This window comes from Streptomyces sp. PCS3-D2 (assembly GCF_000612545.2).
In the GTDB taxonomy this organism is placed as follows: Bacteria; Actinomycetota; Actinomycetes; order Streptomycetales; family Streptomycetaceae; genus Streptomyces.
In genome coordinates this window covers 2,822,303-2,842,835 of the sequence record NZ_CP097800.1, presented here as the reverse complement: position 1 = coordinate 2,842,835, position 20,533 = coordinate 2,822,303, and the positions used below count along the sequence as shown (strand labels likewise).

The window sequence follows — 20,533 nt, the reverse complement described above, 5'->3', positions numbered from 1 at the left end:
TTGAGCTGGATCCTGTTGATGTTCAGCCGCGCCCGGTCCGGTGCCCGCTCCGACGCCCGGTCCGGGGCCGGAGTCGGAGTCGGAGTCGGAGTCGGAGTCGGAGTCGGGCGCCCGTTCAGAGCTGACCGTAGCCGTCCAGGAAGTTCCCGATCCGGGTCACGGCGTCGGCCAGGTCCTTGGCGTTGGGCAGGGTCACGATGCGGAAGTGGTCGGGCTCGGGCCAGTTGAAGCCCGTCCCGTGCACGACCATGATCTTCTCGGCGCGCAGCAGGTCCAGGACCATCTGCCGGTCGTCCTTGATCTTGTAGACGTTCGGGTCCAGCTTCGGGAAGGCGTACAGCGCGCCCTTCGGCTTCACGCAGGTGACGCCCGGGATCTGGGTGAGCAGGTCGTGGGCGACGTTGCGCTGTTCCAGGATCCGCCCGCCGGGCAGGACCAGGTCCTCGATGGACTGGCGCCCTCCGAGCGCGGTGGCCACCGCGTACTGCGAGGGCATGTTCGCGCACAGGCGCATGTTCGCGAGGATCGTGAGGCCCTCGATGTAGCAGGTGGCGTGCTTCTTCGGACCGCACACCGCCATCCAGCCGGCCCGGTAGCCCGCGACCCGGTAGTTCTTGGACAGGCCGTTGAAGGTCAGCGTCAGGACGTCCGGGGCGATGGCGGCCGTGTTGAAGTGCTGGGCGCCGTCGTACAGGATCCGGTCGTAGATCTCGTCCGAGCAGACGACGAGGTTGTGGCGGCGCGCGATGTCCGTCAGCCCGCGCAGCATCTCCTCGTCGTAGACGGCGCCGGTCGGGTTGTTCGGGTTGATGATCACGATCGCCTTGGTGCGGTCGGTGACCTTGCGCTCGATGTCGGCGAGGTCCGGCATCCAGTCGGACTGCTCGTCGCAGCGGTAGTGCACGGCCGTGCCGCCGGCCAGGGCGACGGAAGCTGTCCACAGCGGGTAGTCCGGCGCCGGGACCAGTACCTCGTCGCCGTCGTCGAGCAGCGCCTGCATCGACATCGTGATCAGCTCGGAGACGCCGTTGCCGAGGTAGATGTCCTCGACGTCCAGGTCGATGCCCTTGGTCTGGTAGTGCTGCATGACCGCGCGGCGCGCGGACAGCAGGCCCTTCGCGTCACCGTAGCCGTGGGCGGAGCCCAGGTTGCGGAGCATGTCCTCAAGGATCTCCGGCGGGCACTCGAAGCCGAAGGCCGCGGGGTTGCCGGTGTTGAGCTTGAGGATGCGATGACCTGCTGCTTCGAGCCGCATGGCCTCTTCGAGCACGGGGCCGCGGATCTCGTAGCAGACATTGGCGAGTTTGGTTGACTGGATCACCTGCATGACGGGAGCTTACGGGCCGGGGTGCGGGCTCGACCTGCCTTTTCGCTCTGAAGTTGAAGGTCGTTTTGTCATGATTCGTGGGATGGGTGGGTGGGGGTGCGCTCTTCCCTTGGAATCGGGGGCCACGGCCGTGCTCCGACCTGCGGAATGGGTGAGACGGTCTCCGGGGGAGGGGGACGTGTTGCCCTCGTCACCTTGCGGGGGTCGGGGGAGTGGCGGGACTGAGTACCCGGGCTGAGTACGCGCGCTCATGCGGCCGTCGGACCCGCGGGGGAGGCTGGACGCGCGCAGTGCGGCGAGTGGCGCCTGGACGGCGGCGATCGGGGAGTACGGGGCAGTGGAGTTCGTAGTGGGTGACATGGCGATTACCGCGATCGGTGCGGACGGCGACGACCGGGCCATCGAGTTCCTGGTCAGGTCCGAGGGGGCTCTGGAGGAAGGGCGCTTCGCGATCTTCCGTGAGCACGGCCGGGGCTGGGAGGGCGCCCGCCTGGCCATCGATCCCGGAGCGGGCAGCGTCCCGGTGGCCGCGGTGGAGTGGGCGGTGGAGTTCGCGCGGGAGTACCTCTGACGGGTACGGGCCGGCGGCTGCCCACACGCCTCGGGGCGGGGCCGGAGCGCGGCGGCGGCAGCTGGGCGCGCGTCGAGCCGCTGGTCATCGGGGGTGCTGTGTGCGCGCCGTGGCGGTGACCGCCTGCACCCACCGCGAGGGCTCCCGCGGCGGCCCCCGGGGAGGCGCCCCACGCCGACCGCCCCGGGGCGGTCGGCGTGGGGCGAGGTGCGGGGCGAAGGCCCGCCGGGGCGTCCGTCAATGGCCGGGGAGGCGTTCCAGGATCACCAGGGGGATCTCGCGGGGGCGGGCTGCCGCCTGTTCGTCCTCGAAGGGGGGCCAGAGGGCGGTCATCATCTCCCAGTAGACCTCCCGTTCCGTCGCGGTGGCCGTGTGCGCCGTCGCCTCGAAGGAGGCGGCGCCGACCTGGAGGCGGGCCTCCGGGTGGGTAGTGAGGTCGTGGTACCAGCGGGGGTGGTACGGCGCGCCGTCGGCGGAGGCCACGACGAGGAAGCGGCCCGCGTCCTCGCCATAGACCAACGGGGTGCGTGCCGTGGTGCCCGAGGTGCGGTCGAGCGTGGTGAGCAGCAGGGTGGGGACTCCGTGCCAGAGGTGCCCGTCGGCGCCCGCGGTACTGACGTAGGCCCGGACGTGGTCGAGGCGCGGGCCGGGTCGCGGGTCCGTGGGATGGTCCCAGTCGACTTCGAGTGTGTGCATGTGCCTGTCCTTAGGGTTGTGGCCCTCTGGCGGCTAACGAGCATGAACGATTCTGGATGCGTACGACCCATGGCGCACCCCCACAGGTCTGGACCAAGCTCTTCGTATGGATCTGGAGCTGAGGCATCTCAAGATCGTCAGGGCCGTCGCCGACGCCGGGAGCCTGACCCGGGCCGCCACCGCGCTCGGTCTGGCGCAGCCGGCGCTCAGCGCGCAGCTGAAGCGGGTCGAGCGGGCGCTGGGCGGCACGCTGTTCGTACGCGGGCGGGAGGGCGTCCGGCCCACCGCGCTCGGGCAGCTGGTGCTGGAGCGGGCGCGGGTGCTGTTGCCCGCGGTGTGCGAACTCCAGGAGGAGGCGCAGCGGTTCGCCCGGCAGGGGGCGCAGGGCTACCGCCTGGGCGGGACGCACGGCCCACTGCTCGGCGGGCTCGTGGACCGGCTCGCGCGCGAGGAGCCGGGTGTGCCGGTGACGACCTACACCTCCTGGTCGGAGAAGGAGGTCGCCGGGGGTGTCGCGGACGGGCGCCTGGACTTCGCGCTCGTCGGGGTCTGCGGGGAGAGCGCGCCGCCCGAGCCGGGCCGGCTCGCCTGGATGGAGGTGGCCCGGGACCCGGTGCACGTGATGCTGGCCGCGGACCACCCGCTGGCCCTGGCCCGGGCTCCGCGCGACGAGGTGGAGCTGGCCGAGCTGGCCCCCGAGGCATGGACGGACGTCCCCGGCGACGGGTGCTTCGGGGACTGCTTCGCGGCGGCCTGCGTACGGGCGGGATTCACACCCGCCTGTGTCTACGAGACCGACACCGCCTCCTGCGTGCACCTGGTGCAGGTGGGGCGGGCCGTCGGGCTGTGCCGGGCCACATTCCCGGCCACCCCGGGGGTGGTCACGCGGCCGCTGGCCGGGATGCCGCTGGTGTGGCGGCACGTGCTGGGCTGGCATCCCGCCGCGCGGGCCGCCGCGCGGGCCGCCGGTGTGCTGGGCCATGCGCGGGCCGCCCATGCGGAGGCACTGGCGAGGGCGGCCGGGGGGTCGGACCTGCGGGCCGCCGCGCCGTCGCCCGCCGCGTAGCCGCTCGGCCGTCGGTGGTCGAGTGCGGCGCCGCCGCCCGGCCCGCGGGCAGTGCGTCCCGCGCTCCACCCTCCGACGGGGCCGAGAGCACCGCCCCCGGCCGGGCCGGGGGCGGCGGGGCAGCCCCGGTCGGCTACGGCAGGTAGCGCTCGATGACCTGCGGGCCCTCCTTCTCGATCAACTTGCGGGCCTTCTCGACCCGCTCCGGAGTCGGGTCGTGGCCGGTCGCCATCACGAGGTCCTCGGGGTCGTACGGTCGTTCCCCGCCCGTGAAGAGCCGGTCCGACCGCGTGGGCTGCTCGTCGGGTTCACTGACCATCGCGTACCTCCTACGTTTTCCCTTGGCCCCATGGTCCGGCCGCCGCCCCATGAACGCACGTCGGCCGCCACGGGGCCGCGGGCATAACGCCGGGGGAGGGGCCAACTGCCAGCTCCCGCCGACAGGTTCGGATTTCTACGGTTTCCGCAGACCCCCACCGGAAACCGAGGAGATCCCCCATGCTCAAGCGACACGCCCGCGCGGCGTGTACCGCCCTGGCCGCCGCCGGGCTGCTGCTGGCCGGGACGGGCGGCGCCACCGCCGACCCCGCCCCCGCCGTGCCCTCCGCCCCCGCCGTGCCCTCCGCCGCCGCCACCCTGCGCACCGCCGACGCGTCCCCCGAGCTGCTGTCCGCCATGCAGCGCGACCTCGGCCTGACCCCCACGCAGGCCAAGGCCCGCCTCGCGCACGAAGCCGAGGCCGGGGCCACCGCCGCCCGCCTCCGGGACCGGCTCGGCGCCGCCTTCGCCGGGGCCTGGGTGGACGGCGCCGACTCCGCCGTGCTCACCGTGGCGACCACGCGGGCCGCTGACACCACCGCGATACGGGCCACCGGAGCCCGGGCGAAGCTCGTCCCCCGGGCCCTGGCCGACCTGGACGGCGCCAAGGCCGCCCTGGACCGGGCCGCGGGCCCCGCCACCCCCGTCCGCTATGTCGACCCGCGTTCCAACACGCTCGTCGTCGAGGAGACCGAGGCGGGGGCCGCCGCCCGGCTGCTCGCCGCCACCGGTACCGACGCGGACCTGGTCACGGTGGTCCGTACGGCCGAGGCCCCGCGTCCGCTCTACGACCTGCGCGGCGGCGACGCCTATTACATGAACGGCAGCGGCCGCTGCTCGGTCGGCTTCCCCGTGACCAAGGGGACCGTGAACGGCTTCGCCACCGCCGGGCACTGCGGGCGCGCCGGGACCACCACCAGCGGGTTCAACCAGGTCGCCCAGGGCTCCTTCCAGGCCTCGGTCTTCCCCGGGAACGACATGGCCTGGGTCGCCGCGAACGCCAACTGGACCTCGACCCCGTACGTGAAGGGCAGCGGCGGCGCGAACGTGCAGGTCGCCGGTTCGGTGCTGCAGCCGGTCGGGGCCTCGGTGTGCCGGTCCGGCTCGACCACCGGCTGGCACTGCGGCACGATCCAGCAGCACAACACCAGCGTCACCTACCCCGAAGGCACCATCTCCGGCGTGACCCGTACGACGGTCTGCGCCGAGCCGGGCGACTCCGGCGGCTCCTACATCTCCGGGAGCCAGGCCCAGGGCGTCACCTCGGGCGGCTCCGGCAACTGCTCCAGCGGCGGGACCACCTTCTTCCAGCCGCTGAACCCGATCCTGTCGGCGTACGGGCTGACCCTCAAGGTCAGCGGGAGCGACCCGGGCCCGGGCCCCGGCCCCGAGCCGGAGCCGGGCGGCACCTGGAAGGCCGGCACGGTCTACGCGACCGGTGCCGCCGTCACCTACGGAGGCTCCACCTACCGCTGCATCCAGGGGCACCAGGCCCAGACCGGATGGGAGCCGCCGAACGTCCCGGCGCTCTGGCAGCGCGTCTGACGGATCCGCGCGAAGCCGGGAACAGGTGCCGTGACTGCCAAGGGGGGAGTCACGGCACCTCGCCCGTCCGCGTCCGCGTCCGCGTCCGCGTCTCAGACGAGGACCGCGGCCAGCGTGCCCAGCGCACCGAAGACGGCCAGCAGGCCGCAGATCGACAGATTGACCGCCCGGTGCTCCCAGAAGACGGCGACGAACTCGCGGATGGTGGCGCTGGGCCAGTAGTACTTCGCGGTGGGGGAGCCGAGGACCTGTCCGTTCACGCCGGTCTTGCGCGCCGTCATCGCCGCCCGGAAGGCGTGGAAGTTGTTGGTGACCACCACGCACCGGTAGGCCGGATCGTGCGCCTCCATGATCTGCCGGCTGAAGAGCATGTTCTCCTCGGTCGTGGTGGACCGGTCCTCCAGCACGATGTGCTCCGCCGGCACGCCCTCGGCGATCAGCCAGTCCGCCATCGCCCGGGCCTCCGCGACCTTCTCGTCGGAGCCCTTGCCGCCCGAGACGAGCAGCACCGGCGGCCGGCCGCTCCGGGCCAGCTGGACCTCGTAGATCTGCCGGCCCTTGCGCAGGCGCGAGGCCAGCAGCGGTGGGACGCGGTCCCCGCCGACGAGGCCCGAACCCAGCATGACCACGTGGTCCACGTCGCCGCGCACCTTGATCCGGCCGTAGAGGAAGGCGTAGCCGAGGAAGCAGAAGAAGACGAAGGAGACGTAGCCGGCGACGACGGTGAGGGTTCCGGCGATGCCGCCCAGGACGGGAGAGCCGACCACGACGACGAGGACCAGCAGCGCGATCAGCGCGAAGATCGCGAGACCGGCCAGCATGGACAGCAGGTTGGCCGGGCGGAAGCCCTCCTTGCGGACCATCGTCATGCCGTTGCGGACGAGGAGGACACCCAGGGCCAGGATGCCGAACGCCGGTGAGGCGAAGGTGACCACGGCGATCGTGACGGCCGCCCAGAAGGGAAGTTTGGCCACCTGGAGGAAGAGGGCCGAGCAGGCGGTCAGGAGGGTCAGCCCCAGGAGCACGGCGTTGCTGAAGCGGCGCCTGTCCTGCCTGACGCTTATACAGAACGCCAGGAACAGCAGGGCGGTGAGGGCGAAGGCGACCATGGCGACATCGTAGGCTGCGCCCCTACCGGGAGGCGTGGTCGGTGCGCCGCATCGACCGCCCGGCCAGCACCTGGGTCCGGTGCCCGTCGCGCATGACGAACCGTCCGCCGATCAGGACGTGCGGGATGCCCGTGGGCAGCGCACGGGGCCGCTCGTAGGTGGATCCGGCCGCGACCGTGTCCGGGTCGAAGAGGACGAGGTCGGCGCGGTGCCCCACCCGGACCAGGCCCCGGTCGGGCAGGCGCAGCCGGGCGGCGGGTCGGCCGGACAGGTGCGCCACGCACTCCTCCAGCGAGAGCAGGCCGAGCTCGCGGACGTAACGGCCGAGGTAGTGCGGGAAGGTGCCGTAGGCCCGGGGGTGGGGCTTCGCGCCCTGCAGGATGCCGTCGGAGCCGCCGGTGTGGGCGCGGTGGCGCATGATCGCCCGGACGTTCTCCTCATGGCCCACGTGCTGGAGGACCGTGGGCGCGAGCCGGTCGCCGATCAGCAGCCGGCGGGCGGTGTCCCAGCCGTCCACGCGGGTGCCGACATGGGCGGCGTACGCGGGATCGGCGACGCCCGAGATCTCGACGGCCGACCAGTCGACGGGGACCCCGTGGCAGCCGTCGGAGCCCTCGTGCTCCAGGGCGTGGCGGATCCGCTCGGCCGTGCCGTCGTCGCGCAGCCGGGCGAGGACCGCCTCCGGGCCGCCCTCGTTGGCCCAACTGGGCAGCAGGGCGACGAGGGTGGTGCAGCCGGGGGTGTACGGGTAGCTGTCCAGGGTGATGTCGGCGCCCCCGTCCAGGGCCGCGTCGAGGAGGGCGAGCAGTGCGGGGGCGCGGCCCTCGTTCTCGTCGAAGTTCAGGGTGGCGTGTGCCAGGTGCAGGGCGCAGCCGGCCTCCCGGGCCAGGTCGACCATCTCGGCGTAGGCGGCGAGGGCGCGCCGGCCGTAACTGCGGTGGTGGGGGCAGTAGTAGCCGCCGTACCGGGCCACCACCGTGCACAGTGCGGTCAGTTCGGCGCCGGAGGCGTACATGCCGGGGGTGTAGGTGAGCCCGGAGGACATGCCCACCGCGCCCTGGGCGAGACCGTCGGCGACGAGGGCGCGCATCCGGTCGAGTTCGGCCGGGGTCGCCGGGCGGTCGCCCCAGCCGACGACCTGGGCGCGGACGGTGCCCTGGGGGACGAGGTAGGCGGCGTTCACGGCGATGCCCTCGCCGCCGAAGCCGCGGTCCAGCCGGTCGAGGTACTCGCCGACGGTGCGCCACGTGACGTCGACGTCGTCGCCGGGGCCGTTCCAGCCGGCGATCGCGGCCCGCACCCCGGCGAGGGTCCGGTCGTCGACGGGCGCGTACGACAGGCCGTCCTGGCCGAGGACTTCGAGGGTCACGCCCTGGGCGGCCTTCGCGCTGTGGTCCGGGTCGCGGAGCAGGGCGAGGTCGCTGTGGGCGTGCATGTCCACGAAGCCGGGGGCCAGGGCGAGACCGTGCCCGTCGACGGTCTCACGGCCCCCGGGGAGCCTGCCGACGGCGGCGATCCGCCCCTCGTGGACGCCGACGTCGGCGGTGTACGAGGGGCCGCCGGTGCCGTCGACGACGCGGGCGCCCCGGATGACCAGGTCCACCGGCTGCTGCCTAGAAGAAGGTGCGGACGAAGTCGGTGGCGGTGCCGTCGGCCTCCACGACCGGGATCAGCGGCCACTTCTCGAAGATGGTGCAGGGGTGGGCCATGCCGAGGGAGATCCGGTCGCCGACCTCCAGCGGGGTGGCGTCGGCGTCCGTCTCGATCCAGGCGTGCTGGTCGGACAGCTTGGTCACCCGGATTCCGGTCGCGGCGCGCTCGACGCCGTCACGGGCGCTGCGCACGGCGAGCACTGCGGGCAGGCCGAGGTCGTAGGCGATGTCGCGTTTTCCGGCGTTGACGAAGGCCTGGCCGGGTGTGGGGCGGGAGACCACCTGGGTCCACAGCCGGAAGGCGGGGAGCAGGCCGCCCTCCTCGGGCACGCGGTTGAAGGGGGTCAGGCCCGAGTACCAGCCGTGGTCGTGGGAGACGTACGCGCCGGAGCGCAGCAGCGGCAGGACGGGCAGCGACAGCTGCGGGATCTCGGTGAAGACCTCGGCGACGGCATCGAACCATTCGCTGCCGCCGGCGCTGACGATGACCTCGTCCAGGCCGGTGCCGGTGAAGAGGCCCTGCTTGTCGAGATCGGCGGCGAGCGCGGTGAGCCGGCGCAGCCAGGCGCGGACGCTGTCGGCGTCGGCGCCGGGGATGGTGGCCTCGTAGCCGGCCACCCCCGCCAGGCGCAGGGCGGGCGACGCGGCGACGGCCTCGGCGACGGCCCGGCATTCGGCGTCGGTGCGGATCCCCGTGCGGCCCTCGGCGCCGGCGCCGAGTTCGAGGACGACGTCGAGGGTGGCGTCGTGGCCCTGCAGGGCGGCGTCCATCAGCTCGACCCCGCGGACGGAGTCGACGTAGCAGACGAACCGGAAGTCGGGGTCGGAGGCGAGCTCGTCGGCGACCCAGCGGAGGGCCGGAGCGTCGACCAGCTCATTGGCCAGGAAGATCGTCCGGATACCGAAGGCGCGGCAGACGCGGGCCTGGTGGGGCATGGCGACGGTGATGCCCCACGCGCCGTGGTCCAGCTGGCGCCGGAAGAGCTGCGGGGCCATGCAGGTCTTGCCGTGCGGCGCGAAGGCGAGGCCGTGGCGGGCGGCATAGGTGCCGAGGGCGGCGAGGTTGTGTTCCAGCGCGTCCGCGTCGAGAGTCAGGACGGGTGTGGTGAACCCACCGGTGTGCAGGTCCCGGCGCTGGGCGGCGAGCTCCCCGACGGTCAGCCCGTCGGCCTGGGCGTCCGGGGGAAGCCCCTTGAACCGGTGGTCCGCCGGCTCGTCGGCGAGGGCCGTGACGGGGTCGCTGGCGCTGGCCATGCGGGTGCCTCCCGGGGGTGTGTTGCACAAGCTGCAACGATCATTGCGTGGACCGCTGCACGCTGTCTAACATCCCGGGTGACGGCGGGTCAACGCTGCCCGGTGCGCCGCCGCAGTCGGCGGCGCGGCGACCGCGGGAAGGGGCGAGCGATGAGCCAGTCGGTCGAGAGGGCGCTCGGCATCCTGCCGCTGCTCGCCCAGGGGCCCGCCGGACTCGGCGACGTGGCCGGCGAACTCGGCGTGCACAAGAGCACCGCGCTGCGCCTGCTGCGCACCCTGAACCGGCACGGGTTCGTCTCCCGCTGCCCCGACGGCCGCTACCGCCTCGGTGCGCGCCTCTTCGCGCTCGCCGCCGAGGCCATCGAGAACCTCGACGTCCGCGAGGTCGCCCGCCCCCACCTGGCCGAGTTGAACCGGGTCACCGGGCACACCGTCCACCTCGCCCTGCACCAGGACGACGAGGTCGTGTACGTCGACAAGGTCGACAGCCGCTACCCGGTGCGCATGTACTCCCGCATCGGCCGGCCCGTCCCCCTCACCGTCGCGGCCGTCGCCAAGCTGCTCCTGGCCGACCTCCCCGAGGCCGAACGCCGGGCCCTGGCCCACCGCATCGACTACCCCCGCTACACCGCCCGCTCCACCCCGGACGCCGAGGCGTTCCTGCGCGAGCTGGACCTCGTACGGGAACAGGGCTGGGCCACCGACCTCGGCGGCCACGAGGAGTCGATCAACTGCCTGGGCGCGCCGGTGCACGGTCCCGGCGGGCGCGTCGTCGCCGCGCTGTCCGTCTCCGCGCCCGCGGTGGTCCTCCCGGCGGAAGGGCTGCTCGCACTGCTGCCGCAGGTGCTGCGCACCGCCGGTGCCATCAGCAGGGACTGTTCAGGAGTACAGGAGACAGCGTGACCGAGAAGACCTCCATCACCCCCGCTACCCACACCGTGCCGCCCGCGAGGTTCTCGCACGGCGTGCGCAAGGGGAACATCCTTCAGGTGGCCGGGCAGGTCGGCTTCCTCCCGCACGTCGACGGCCGGCCGCCGACCCCCGCGGGGCCGACGCTGCGCGAGCAGACCCTCCAGACGCTGGAGAACGTCCGCTCCGTGCTGGAGGCCGGTGGAGCGGGCTGGGATGACGTGATGATGATCCGCGTCTACCTCACGGACACGGCGCACTTCGCGGAGATGAACGCCCTCTACGACGCCTACTTCGAGGAGCAGGGCCTGCGGGAGGCCCCGGCCGCGCGCACCACCGTGTACGTGGGCCTGCCGGACGGGCTGCTCGTCGAGGTCGACGCCCTCGCCGTCCTGGGCTGACGTCCGCCCGCGGACGGGCGGACGCCCGGCCGCTCAGGAGGGGGGACGCCCCCCTGGCGGCGGGGCGTCCCCCCGGTCCGGGTGACGTGCGGCACGGTCCCGGCGCGTGCCGCACGGGACGGGCTACGCGCAGTACTGGGCTTCCTTGCCGATCGATCGGTACATGCAGTCCGCGTTCTCCAACAGCTGGAGCACCGCGTCCTTGTTGCGGGCCGTCTCGCGGTCGATCACCTCGTCCGGCGGGTAGAAACCGCCGCCGCCGTTGCGGGGGTACATCTCGAAGGTGTACGAGAAGATCTTCTGGTCGCCCCACAGCCAGTCGTCGATCGTGCCGTCCGTGATGTACAGGTCGCTCGACTGCTCCGGCGTGTAGCCGTTGCTGGCCGCCATGCTCGTGCCGATCTTCTTGTAGACGGCCAGGTCGTCGGCGGTCAGGCCCGGGGCGGTGTCGCTGTAGGTGTAGCCGAAGGGCCACAGCACGAGCTCGCTGTAGGTGTGGAAGTCGATCGCGGCCTTGATCTGCTGCTTGCCGCCGACCACCCGGCTGCGCACGAAGTCGGAGACGGCCTTCACCTCGGGCGCCGACTCGGCGGCCGCGCCCCGGTAGGTCTCGGAGCTCTTGCTGCCGCTGGATCCGCCGCAGCAGCCCCACTTGTAGTTCCAGTTGCGGTTCTCGTCGGTGCCGACGTAGGAGGAGCCGGAGTTGGGCTGCCGGTTCTTGCGCCAGGAGCGGTAGCGGCCGGTGGCGATGTCGTACTCGCCGCCGTCCGGGTTGAGGTCCGGGATGATCCAGATTTCGCGGCCGTTGACGGCATCGGTGACCCGGGAGTCGGTGCCGTACTTGGAGGTGAACTCCTTGAGCAGGTACAGCGCCATCTCGACGGTCAGGTGCTCGCGGGCGTGCTGGTGCGCGGTGAAGAGCACCTCGGGCTCGGACTCGTCCGTGGCGACGTTGTCGCTGATCTTGATCGCGAGGAGGTCGCGCCCCTGGTACGACTTTCCGATCACGCGCTTGGAGGCGATCGTCGGGTACTGGGCCACGAGCGTGTTGATCTCGGCCGTCGCCTCGGCGTAGTTGTGGTACTTGGAGTCCGCCGAGGGGAAGTCCATCGGGCTCGCCGCGATGCCGGGCAGCGAGCGGTCCGGGGGGCCGGGCAGGGGGGTCAGCCGGTAGCCGATCGCCTTCAGCTTCGCGGCCTGCAGGGGGTCGGCGCTGACCACGACGGTGTGGTCGTCCACCTCGTCGATGGACACGCCCGTGCCGAGCAGCGCGGTGCGGTCGGCGACGGTGGAGGGGCCGTGGATCCGGTACTGCACGATGGCCTCGTCCTGGGTGGCGGTGGACGGGCTGGGCGGTGGAGCCGCCGTCGCACTCATGCCGTAGGCGGGTGCGCCGAGGGCGAGCGCCAGCAGGGCCGCCGTCAGGCCGGCCCTCCGGCGGGTGTGGAGCCGCATGCGTTCTCCTGGGTGGGGAGTGTGGGGGTAGCCGTGCGGACGCGCTCAGCGTCCTCTCGTGGCATGTACCGGTCAAGGACCTCAGGCGTCGGCCGAACCGATCCGGCCACCCCCACACGTACCGCCTACGGGAGCCCGTGGACCTTGGGACCCACCGAGTTCGACCAGGCGCTACCCGCCTTGGCGTCCCAGTTGGTCGACCAGGTCATCGCGCCGCGCAGCCCCGGGTAGGTCTTCGACGGCTTGAAGGACCCGCAGTTCGTGCCCCGCGTCAGGCAGTCCAGGGCGTTGTTGACGACGGTCGGGGAGACGTAGCCGCTGCCCGCACCGCTGGGGGAGGCCGGGACGCCGATGCCCACCTGGGAGGGGTCGAGCCCGCCTTCCAGCTGGATGCAGGCCAGCGCGGTGAGGAAGTCCACCGAGCCCTGGGAGTAGACCTTGCCGTCGCAGCCGTTCATCGAGCCGCTGTTGTAGTACTGCATGTTGACGACGGTGAGGATGTCCTTGATGTTGAGCGCCGTCTTGAAGTAGCCGCCCTGCGTGGACTGCATGTCGATCGTCTGCGGGGCCATGGTGATGACGAGGGACGGGCCCGCCTTCGCGGACAGGCCGCGCAGCGCCTGCGTCATGTACGTGGGGTTGAGCCCGTTCTCCAGGTCGATGTCGATGCCGGTGAAGCCGTACTCCTGCATCAGGGCGTACGCCGAGTTCGCCAGGTTGGCGGCGGAGGCCGAGTCGTTGACCGTGATGGTCCCCTTCTCGCCGCCGATGGAGAGGATGACCGACTTCCCGGCCGCCTTCTTCGCGGCGATGTCCGCCTTGAACTGGGCCACGGTGTAGCCGCCGAGGCCGGCCGAGTCGAGGTTGAAGGCGATGGCGCCGGGCGTGGCGGTGGCATCGGCGAAGGAGACGGCGATGATGTCGTACTGCGCGGAGACGTCCGAGATCTTCTGGACGGTCGCGCCGTTGTTGAAGTTCTGCCAGTAGCCGGTCAGCGCGTGCTTGGGTACGGCCGGGTTGCCCGGGTTGCCGCCGCCGGTGGTGGTCCCGGTGACGGGCGCGGACTTCGGGCCCTCGCCCGCGCTGTTGTACGCGCTCACCTGGAAGGAGTACGAGGTGGAGGGCGCGAGCCCGGTGATCGGGGTGGAGGTCCCGGTCACGGTACGGACGAGGACGCCGTCCTGGTGGACGTGGTAGCCGGCGGCCCCGCCGACCGCGTTCCACGAAAGAGTGAGTCCGTTCGCGCTCTGGCCCGAGACGGTGGCACCGGACGGTGCGCCCGGGATCTCCGGGCCGGGGTCGGTGCCCCCGCCGCCGTCCGGGCCGAAGACGCTGAACTCGTCCACGACGTAGGCCGGCTGGCCGTACCAGCCGTGGGTGTACACGGTGACCTGGGTGGTGGAGGGGCCGGTGGTGAAGGTGGTGGACAGCTTCTGCCAGCCGCCGCCCGAGCCGGGGGTCCAGGTCGAGACGTCCTGCGTGCCCGTCCCGGTCGCTCCGAGGTAGACGTAGCTGCCCTGCACCTGGGTGCTCAGCGTGTACGTCGAGTTCGGCTTGACCGTGACGGTCTGGCTGCAGCGGGCGTTGTCGGAACCGGCGGGGGTGGCCTTCAGGGCGCCGGCCCCGGCGTAGACGGGCGAGGAGACGGCGGTGCCGCTCCCGCCGGAGCAGGACCAGTGGGAGAGGCCCGACTCGAAGCCGCCGTTGCGGGCGACATTGACGTCCGCGGCCTGTGCGGTGCCGGCGGCAAGGGCCGTCAGTGCCCCGGCGGCGACGGTGACGGCGATCGGCAGGGCGAGGGAGCGTATGCGGTTCACGTGGGCTCCGTGGGGGGAGGTGTGGTGGTGAGGGAAGAGCCGGGCCGTGTGGGGTGGGGCCGACTCACGGCGTGCGCTGCCAAGTTGGTCCAGACCAATCTCCCTGTCAAGGGTCTTCGCAAAGTGGCTTGAAATGGTTCAATGCGCGATCCCTGTTGTCCGGGTTTTCCGTCACCTGTGACCGGTGCCTTACGCACGGGAATCACCAAGCCCCTGACCAGCGAGGGGTGACGCGGTTATGGTGCTGGGGCAACGGGGGGATGGGCGACGGCCGTCCGCGGTCGCGCACGTGGTGCGCGGGCGCGACGCGGCTGCGACGCGTCCCCGTCGAGCGCGCGAAAGTCCGGACGTACGGGAGAACGTGGGGGAACGGGGGGAATCGCGTGCCGACCGCCATCGCAGTCACCAGCGCCGATCTGGTGCTTCCGGCACCTGACCGGCACACACCCGGGGCCGCCCTGCTGCACCCGCCCGAACAGCACGACCTGGAGTCCGCGCTCGCCGGGACCGGCGCGCTGTTGGAACGGCACGGCCACCTCGTGGCCCTCGTACCGCCCTGGCTGCCGCGACCCACGGTCCAGCGACTGCACACCGTGCGGGCCATCCTGGAAACCGACCGGATCGCACTGCTCGACATCGATCTGCCGCCGCTGGGAACGGCCCTGCTGGCCCGTCAGCTGCGACAGCTCAGCGTCTGCGACTTCAGCCCCGGAGTCATCGCGTCCGCGGCCCGGTTGCTGTCCCACTACATCTACGCGGGCGCCCTGCTCGGCTCGGTCGCCAAACTCGACCGGGTCCGCGTGCCCGTCGGGCTCGGGGCGCACGCCCGGTCCTGGTCGCCGAGCGCGCAGTTCGCGGTACTCGCCCACCCGGCACCGCACCTGGCCAGGCTGGGCTCCGCGGGCGGCGGACGCGGCGGGTCCCGCGGCGGACGCGGCGGCTCGCACGGCGGAAACCGCGGCGGTTCCCACGGAACCGCCCCGGCCCTGCCCGCCGGCCCCGACTTCGCCACGCACCTCACCTTCGCGCGCGGCCAGCTCGCCTCCGACTGGGTCGCTGCGGAACTCGCCCCCGCCTGGCAGGTGCAGGGCGTCATGGAGAACCCGCTGCCGGCCGCCTCACCCGCCTGGTGGGGAACTCCCCGGCTCGTCGAGTTCGCCGCCGGCATCCCCGACCTGTCCGTGCTCTACCAACTGGTCGCCTCGGTCCGCCGCGAGCAGTGCCGCTGGTGCGGCCTGGAACTCATCGGCGATCGATGCGGCTTCTGTGCCGCACCGCTCACCGCCCCACCGCCGTCCGCGGCGGCGCCGGCGGGCACCGGCCGCTCCAGACGCTGACCGACGACCGAACGTACGAATGAAGAAAGAACGGCGAGGTAGTACGGCCTATGAACTCACGCCAGCGCCGCGGCGTCATTCTGCTGCTCCTGTCGGTCCTGTGCGCCCTGGGAGCCTTCGCCGGAGTCCTCGTGGTGATCGGCGACGTCAACTCCAAGGTCGGATCCGAGGTCGTCGCCTACCGCGCCAAGGCCGACATAGCACCGTACAGCCCGCTCGGGGCCGGACAGTTCGAGGAGATCAGGATCCCCGAGCGGTGGCTGTCCGCCACGGCCGTCACCGACCTCGGAGCGCTCAAGGACAAGATCGCGCTCACCACCCTGAAGAAGGGCTCGCTGCTGCAGGCGGACATGTTCGTCGACCGGCCCCAGCTCCAGCCCGGTGAGCAGGAGATCGCCATCATGATCGACGCGGCGACCGGGGTCGCCGGGAAGATCACCTCGGGCGCCAAGGTCAACATCATCGCCACCTTCAAGGGCGCCAAGGACACCGAGCCCTCCCGTTCGGTGATCATCGTCGCCAACGCCCGGGTCCTGAACGTCGGCAAACTCACCGCACTGGAGAAGGACGGCGACCGCAGGGGCCCCGCCGAGGCCGTCCCGATCACCTTCGCCCTCAGCACCAAGGACACCCAGCGCGTCGCGTACGCCGAGTCCTTCGCGGAGCACGTGCGCCTGGCCCTGGTCGCCCCCGGCACCGACTCCGCGCCCGCCCCCGGCGACCGTACGTACACCCTCGACGGGGACAGGTGAGGCCCGGATGACCACACGCATCCTCCCCGCGGTCGGCGACCCGGACGCCGCGCGCATCTTCTCCACGCTGCTGAGCCAGCTCCCGTCGGCGGAGCCCGCCGCCCCCGTCCCCGACTCGACCACACTGCTCGACACCCTCGCCCGGCTCGCCGTCGACTCCCTCGACGAGCTGCCCGAGGTGGTCCTCGTCCACGAGCGGATCGGCCCGGTGCCCGCACTGGAGCTCATCCGCGAAGTCGCCCTCCGGTTCCCTGCGGTGGGTGTCGTCCTGGTCTCCTCGGACGCCGGACCGGCGCTCTTCTCCGCCGCCATGGACTCCGGCGCCCGCGGCCTCGTCGGCCTGCCGTTGTCCTACGACGAGCTCGCCGCCCGCGTCCAGGCCGCCGCCCAGTGGTCCGTGGGCGTCCGCCGCCACCTGGGCCGGGGCGCCGCCGACGCCGAAGCCCTCACCGGGCCGGGCGGCCGGGTCGTCACGGTCACCGGGGCCAAGGGCGGCGTGGGCACCACCTTCACCGCCGTGCAGTTCGCACTGGCCGCGGCCGCCTCCGGCCGGCGCACCGTGCTGGTCGACATGGACCTCCAGGCCGGCGACGTCGGCTCGTACCTCGACGTGCAGTTCCGGCGGTCCATCGCCGACCTCGCCGGCATCCGGGACATCTCATCGCGGGTGCTCCAGGACGCCGTCTACGAGGACCGCACCGGGCTCGCACTGCTGCTGGCCCCGGCCGACGGCGAACGCGGCGAGGAGGTCGACGACCGGGCCGCCCGGCACATCGTCGCAGCCCTGCGCAGCCGCTACGAACTCGTCGTCGTCGACTGCGGGACCCAGGCGACCGGAGCCAACGCCGCCGCGGTGGAGACGGCCGACGTCGCCGTCCTGGTCACCACGCCCGATGTGATCGCGGTGCGGGCCGCCAAACGCATGGTCCGGCTGTGGGAGCGGCTGCAGATCCGCAAGGCCGAGGACACCGCGGTGGTCGTCAACCGCTGGAGCAAGCACACCGAGATCCAACCCGCCCTGATCGAGAAGATCACCAAGACCCGGGCCACCCGCACCCCCGTCCCGGCCGCCTTCAAGGAGCTCCAGGCCGTGGTCGACGCGGGCCGCGTCCAGGACCTCGACAACCGCTCGACGGTCAAGCAGGCCCTGTGGACCCTGGCCGGCGAACTCGGCCTCCTGGCCGCCCCGGACACCCCGGCGGCCCCCGCCCCGCCGGGCGGCGCCCTGACCCTGCGCGCCGCGGGCACGGTCTCCCGGCTGCGCCGCGGCCGGGAGGGCTGACGGATGCCCAAGCCCGCCCGGAGAGGGGCCCGCGGGAACCGGGGCGACCGGGGCCAGGTGGCGATCGAGTTCGTCGGCACGGTACCGCTGATCCTGCTCCTGGTGGCGGCGGTGTGGGAGTGCGTACTGATCGGCTACGCCTTCTCCCTGGCGGGCAACGCGGCGGACGAGGCGGCCCGGGCGGGGGCGGTGCGCGGGGACGCCGCGTGCCGGGCGGCGGTGCACGAGCACATCGGGGACTCCTGGGGCCCCCGGGTGGAATGCACGGAGTCCGGGGACATCTACCGGGCGGAGGTCACCCTCGGCGTCCCGGTCTTCTTCCCGGGCCTCGACTTCGGCGAGATCCATGGCACCGGCGGCGCCGCACTGGAGAAGGAGTCCGAGTGACATGAGGCCGCGCAACCGGTCGGACCGGGGCCAAGTGGCCCTGGAGTACATCGGCTTCCTACCGATCCTGCTGTTCGTCGCGCTGTGCGGGATCCAGCTGGGCTGGGTGGCGTACGTCCACGAGCAGGCGGACACGGCCGCCCGCACCGCCGCCCGCGTCGAGGCCCGGCACCCGGGCCGGGGCGAGGCGGCGGGGGTGGCGGCCGTCAGGGAGGGGCTCGGCGCGCGCGTCGTCGTGAGCAGGACGGCCGACGCCGTCACCGCCGTCGCCACCATCCGCGTCAACTCGATCATCCCCGGGCTGGACCCCGACGAGGCCAGGGCCACAGCCGTCATGCCCAACGACGACCCCGAGGTGACCGGACCATGAGCCTGCGTTCCCGGGTCAGCACGCCCGACGACCGCCACAGCCCGCGCGAGGACGGCCGGCTGGTCTCCTCCTACCGCGCCAAGCTGCTGGAGGAGATCGACCTCGCCGAGATGTCCGCGCTCGCCCCCGCCGAGCGCCGGGCGCGCCTGGAACGCGTCCTCGGGCACATCATCAGCCGCGAGGGCCCCGTCCTGTCCACCGCCGAGCGCACGCAACTCATCCGCCGCGTCGTCGACGAGGCACTCGGGCTCGGCGTGCTGGAACCGCTCCTCGAAGACCCCTCCATCTCCGAGATCATGGTCAACGGACCCGACCAGATCTTCGTCGAGCGGGCCGGCCGGGTCGAGCAGCTCCCCCTCCGGTTCGCCTCGCACGAGCAGCTCATGCAGACCATCGAGCGCATCGTCTCGACCGTCAACCGCCGCGTCGACGAGGCCAATCCGATGGTCGACGCTCGCCTGCCCAGCGGCGAGCGCGTCAACGTCATCATCCCGCCGCTCTCCCTGACCGGCGCCACCCTCACCATCCGCCGCTTCCCGCGCGCCTTCACCCTGCACGAGATGATCGCCCTCGGCTCCCTCGACGAGCAGATGCTCCTGCTGCTGTCCGGCCTGGTCCAGGCGAAGACGAACGTGATCGTCTCCGGAGCCACCGGCACCGGCAAGACCACCCTCCTCAACGCCCTCTCCGGCCTGATCCCGGAGGGCGAGCGCATCATCACCATCGAGGACTCCGCCGAACTCCAGCTCCAGCAGGCCCACGTCATCCGTCTGGAATCCCGCCCCGCGAACGTGGAGGGCAAGGGCCAGATCACCATCCGCGACCTCGTGCGCAACTCCCTGCGCATGCGCCCCGACCGCATCATCGTCGGCGAGGTCCGCGGCGGCGAGACCCTCGACATGCTCCAGGCCATGTCCACCGGGCACGACGGCTCACTGGCCACCGTCCACGCCAACAGCTCCTCCGACGCCCTGACGCGCCTACAGACCCTGGCCTCCATGTCGGAGGTCGAGATCCCCTTCGAGGCCCTCCAGGACCAGATCAACAGTGCCGTCAACGTCATCGTCCAGCTGACCCGCTTCGGCGACGGCTCGCGCCGCATCACCGAGATCTCCCTCCTCGATTCCACCGGCCGCGAACCCTTCCGGATCACCACGGTCTGCCGGTTCGCCGCCCAGCCCATGGGGCCGGACGGGCGCGTCCACGGCTTCTTCGAGTACTACCCGCTGCCCCGCCGCATCGCCGAACGCCTCTACATGAACAACCAGCCCGTCCCGCAGGCCTTCGGCGTCGCGCTGCCCGACGACCCCCTCACCACGCCGCACATCACACGGACCGCCCTGTGAACCCACTGATCCTCCTCACCCTCGGCATCACGCTGCTGGCCTGCGTCCTCGCGGTCGCCGGCCTCCAGGCCTACGCGGCCGGCCGCGCCCAGCACGCCGCCCTCGTCGAACGCCTCTCGGCGAGCGGCGCTCCCGAGCCGCTCGGCCGGGTGCGCCGCTTCCGGAAGATCGACCGCAGACTGCGCAGGACGGCGTTCGGCCGCCGGATCGAGCAGAAGCTGGCGACCACCGGCCTGGACCTGACGCCCGGCGAGTTCTTCGTCTACATGCTCGCCTCGATCGCGGGCGTCTGGCTCATCGCCTCGTCCCTCCTCGCCCCGTTCTTCGGACCGGTGGCCGGACTGATCGGCATCTGGGCGGCGAACGCCTTCCTGGGCTGGCAGCGGGCGCGGCGTACGGAGCGCTTCATCAACCAGCTCCCCGACCTGGCCCGCATCCTCGCCAACGCCACCCAGGCCGGGCTGGCCCTGCGTACCGCCATCGGCATCGCGGCGGAGGAACTGGAGGCGCCGGCGGGCGAGGAACTCGCGCGGGTCGCCGACCGCCTCGCTGTGGGCCACTCCATCGAGGAGTCGCTGGGAGAGCTCACCGAGCGCCTGCCGTCGCGGGAGCTCGTCGTCCTCGTCTCCACCCTCGTCCTGTCGGCCCGCGCCGGCGGCGCGATCGTGGACAGCCTGCGCAACCTGACGGTGACGCTGGAGCAGCGCAAGGAGACCCGTCGCGAGATCCGCACCCAGTTGTCCCAGGTCACGGTCACGGCCTACCTGGTGCCGGCCATCGGGCTCGGCTCGCTGCTCCTCGTCGACATGATGATGCCGGGCGCGCTGGACCGCATGACGGGCGCCTTCCTCGGGCAGACGGCCGTCCTGGTCGCCCTCGGCCTCTTCGCGCTGGGCTTCGTCCTCATCCGCCGCCTGTCGAAGATCGACGTGTGAGGGG

The 20,533-nt window shown here is 72.4% G+C and carries 20 protein-coding genes; 12 read left to right on the top strand and 8 right to left on the bottom strand.

The genetic code is table 11. From position 1 onward, the window contains the following. Positions 1–115: 115 nt before the first annotated feature. Positions 116–1,327 carry a pyridoxal phosphate-dependent aminotransferase gene (locus AW27_RS11885; protein ID WP_037919289.1) on the bottom strand — a complete coding sequence of 404 codons (1,212 nt, stop codon included), beginning with the start codon at positions 1,325–1,327 and terminating at the stop codon, positions 116–118. Positions 1,328–1,685: 358 nt separating this feature from the next. Here AW27_RS11885 and AW27_RS11880 point away from each other — a divergent pair, with 358 nt between their 5' ends. After that, positions 1,686–1,898 carry a hypothetical protein gene (locus AW27_RS11880; protein ID WP_157840201.1) on the top strand — a complete coding sequence of 71 codons (213 nt, stop codon included), beginning with the start codon at positions 1,686–1,688 and terminating at the stop codon, positions 1,896–1,898. 237 nt (positions 1,899–2,135) lie between these two features. Here AW27_RS11880 and AW27_RS11875 read toward each other — a convergent pair whose 3' ends face one another. After that, entirely contained in the window at positions 2,136–2,594 is a 459-nt protein-coding gene (locus AW27_RS11875) for a nitroreductase/quinone reductase family protein (protein WP_037919295.1), read from the bottom strand. Between the two features lie 106 nt (positions 2,595–2,700). Between AW27_RS11875 and AW27_RS11870 the strand changes: the two genes are divergently transcribed. Beyond that, a complete protein-coding gene (locus AW27_RS11870) occupies positions 2,701–3,660 on the top strand; it encodes a LysR family transcriptional regulator (protein WP_037919297.1) in 960 nt (319 codons plus the stop codon). A 133-nt stretch (positions 3,661–3,793) separates the two neighbouring features. Here the strand turns inward: AW27_RS11870 and AW27_RS11865 are convergent, their stop codons facing one another. Continuing rightward, positions 3,794–3,979 carry a hypothetical protein gene (locus tag AW27_RS11865; protein WP_030034983.1) on the bottom strand — a complete coding sequence of 62 codons (186 nt, stop codon included), beginning with the start codon at positions 3,977–3,979 and terminating at the stop codon, positions 3,794–3,796. 179 nt (positions 3,980–4,158) lie between these two features. On the opposite strand from AW27_RS11865, the gene AW27_RS11860 reads away from it, so the two are divergent. Further along, positions 4,159–5,523, top strand: coding sequence for a carbohydrate-binding protein (locus AW27_RS11860; RefSeq protein WP_037919299.1), 1,365 nt, complete (start codon positions 4,159–4,161; stop codon positions 5,521–5,523). A gap of 92 nt (positions 5,524–5,615) precedes the next feature. Here the strand turns inward: AW27_RS11860 and AW27_RS11855 are convergent, their stop codons facing one another. The 3 genes from AW27_RS11855 to AW27_RS11845 are packed head-to-tail and all read right to left on the bottom strand — an operon-like array spanning position 5,616 to position 9,538. Next, positions 5,616–6,632: a YdcF family protein gene (locus tag AW27_RS11855; RefSeq protein WP_037919302.1), complete on the bottom strand. Its 1,017-nt coding sequence runs from the start codon at positions 6,630–6,632 to the stop codon at positions 5,616–5,618. Between the two features lie 22 nt (positions 6,633–6,654). Continuing rightward, positions 6,655–8,235 carry an N-acyl-D-amino-acid deacylase family protein gene (locus AW27_RS11850; protein ID WP_037919304.1) on the bottom strand — a complete coding sequence of 527 codons (1,581 nt, stop codon included), beginning with the start codon at positions 8,233–8,235 and terminating at the stop codon, positions 6,655–6,657. A gap of 10 nt (positions 8,236–8,245) precedes the next feature. Then, a complete protein-coding gene (locus AW27_RS11845) occupies positions 8,246–9,538 on the bottom strand; it encodes an amino acid deaminase (protein WP_037919306.1) in 1,293 nt (430 codons plus the stop codon). A gap of 150 nt (positions 9,539–9,688) precedes the next feature. Between AW27_RS11845 and AW27_RS11840 the strand changes: the two genes are divergently transcribed. Both AW27_RS11840 and AW27_RS11835 read left to right on the top strand, forming a co-directional pair. Further along, a complete protein-coding gene (locus AW27_RS11840; protein ID WP_037919308.1) occupies positions 9,689–10,441 on the top strand; it encodes an IclR family transcriptional regulator in 753 nt (250 codons plus the stop codon). After that, positions 10,438–10,848 (top strand): RidA family protein, encoded by a 411-nt coding sequence (locus AW27_RS11835; RefSeq protein WP_037919310.1) that lies wholly within the window; start codon positions 10,438–10,440, stop codon positions 10,846–10,848. Before AW27_RS11840 ends, AW27_RS11835 begins: the two co-directional genes overlap by 4 nt. A 123-nt stretch (positions 10,849–10,971) precedes the next feature. Here AW27_RS11835 and AW27_RS11830 read toward each other — a convergent pair whose 3' ends face one another. Then, positions 10,972–12,303, bottom strand: coding sequence for a M14 family metallopeptidase (locus AW27_RS11830; RefSeq protein ID WP_037919312.1), 1,332 nt, complete (start codon positions 12,301–12,303; stop codon positions 10,972–10,974). A 125-nt stretch (positions 12,304–12,428) separates the two neighbouring features. Next, on the bottom strand, positions 12,429–14,120 hold the full coding sequence (locus AW27_RS11825; RefSeq protein WP_037919314.1) for a chitinase: 1,692 nt from the start codon (positions 14,118–14,120) through the stop codon (positions 12,429–12,431). Between the two features lie 383 nt (positions 14,121–14,503). Between AW27_RS11825 and AW27_RS11820 the strand changes: the two genes are divergently transcribed. From AW27_RS11820 to AW27_RS11790, 7 genes are read left to right on the top strand one after another with little or no spacing between them, the layout of a single operon-like run. After that, positions 14,504–15,457: a hypothetical protein gene (locus AW27_RS11820; RefSeq protein ID WP_052030294.1), complete on the top strand. Its 954-nt coding sequence runs from the start codon at positions 14,504–14,506 to the stop codon at positions 15,455–15,457. 50 nt (positions 15,458–15,507) lie between these two features. After that, complete coding sequence (cpaB, locus tag AW27_RS11815) at positions 15,508–16,209, top strand: Flp pilus assembly protein CpaB (protein WP_037919316.1); 702 nt, start codon at positions 15,508–15,510, stop codon at positions 16,207–16,209. 7 nt (positions 16,210–16,216) lie between these two features. Continuing rightward, positions 16,217–17,491: a CpaE/TadZ family protein gene (locus AW27_RS11810; protein ID WP_037919318.1), complete on the top strand. Its 1,275-nt coding sequence runs from the start codon at positions 16,217–16,219 to the stop codon at positions 17,489–17,491. A gap of 3 nt (positions 17,492–17,494) precedes the next feature. After that, positions 17,495–17,878 carry a TadE/TadG family type IV pilus assembly protein gene (locus tag AW27_RS11805; protein ID WP_037919321.1) on the top strand — a complete coding sequence of 128 codons (384 nt, stop codon included), beginning with the start codon at positions 17,495–17,497 and terminating at the stop codon, positions 17,876–17,878. A 1-nt stretch (position 17,879) separates the two neighbouring features. Beyond that, positions 17,880–18,248 carry a TadE/TadG family type IV pilus assembly protein gene (locus AW27_RS11800; protein WP_037919323.1) on the top strand — a complete coding sequence of 123 codons (369 nt, stop codon included), beginning with the start codon at positions 17,880–17,882 and terminating at the stop codon, positions 18,246–18,248. Next, on the top strand, positions 18,245–19,594 hold the full coding sequence (locus AW27_RS11795) for a TadA family conjugal transfer-associated ATPase (RefSeq protein ID WP_037919325.1): 1,350 nt from the start codon (positions 18,245–18,247) through the stop codon (positions 19,592–19,594). Before AW27_RS11800 ends, AW27_RS11795 begins: the two co-directional genes overlap by 4 nt. Next, on the top strand, positions 19,591–20,529 hold the full coding sequence (locus AW27_RS11790; RefSeq protein WP_037919328.1) for a type II secretion system F family protein: 939 nt from the start codon (positions 19,591–19,593) through the stop codon (positions 20,527–20,529). Before AW27_RS11795 ends, AW27_RS11790 begins: the two co-directional genes overlap by 4 nt. Positions 20,530–20,533: the final 4 nt, after the last annotated feature.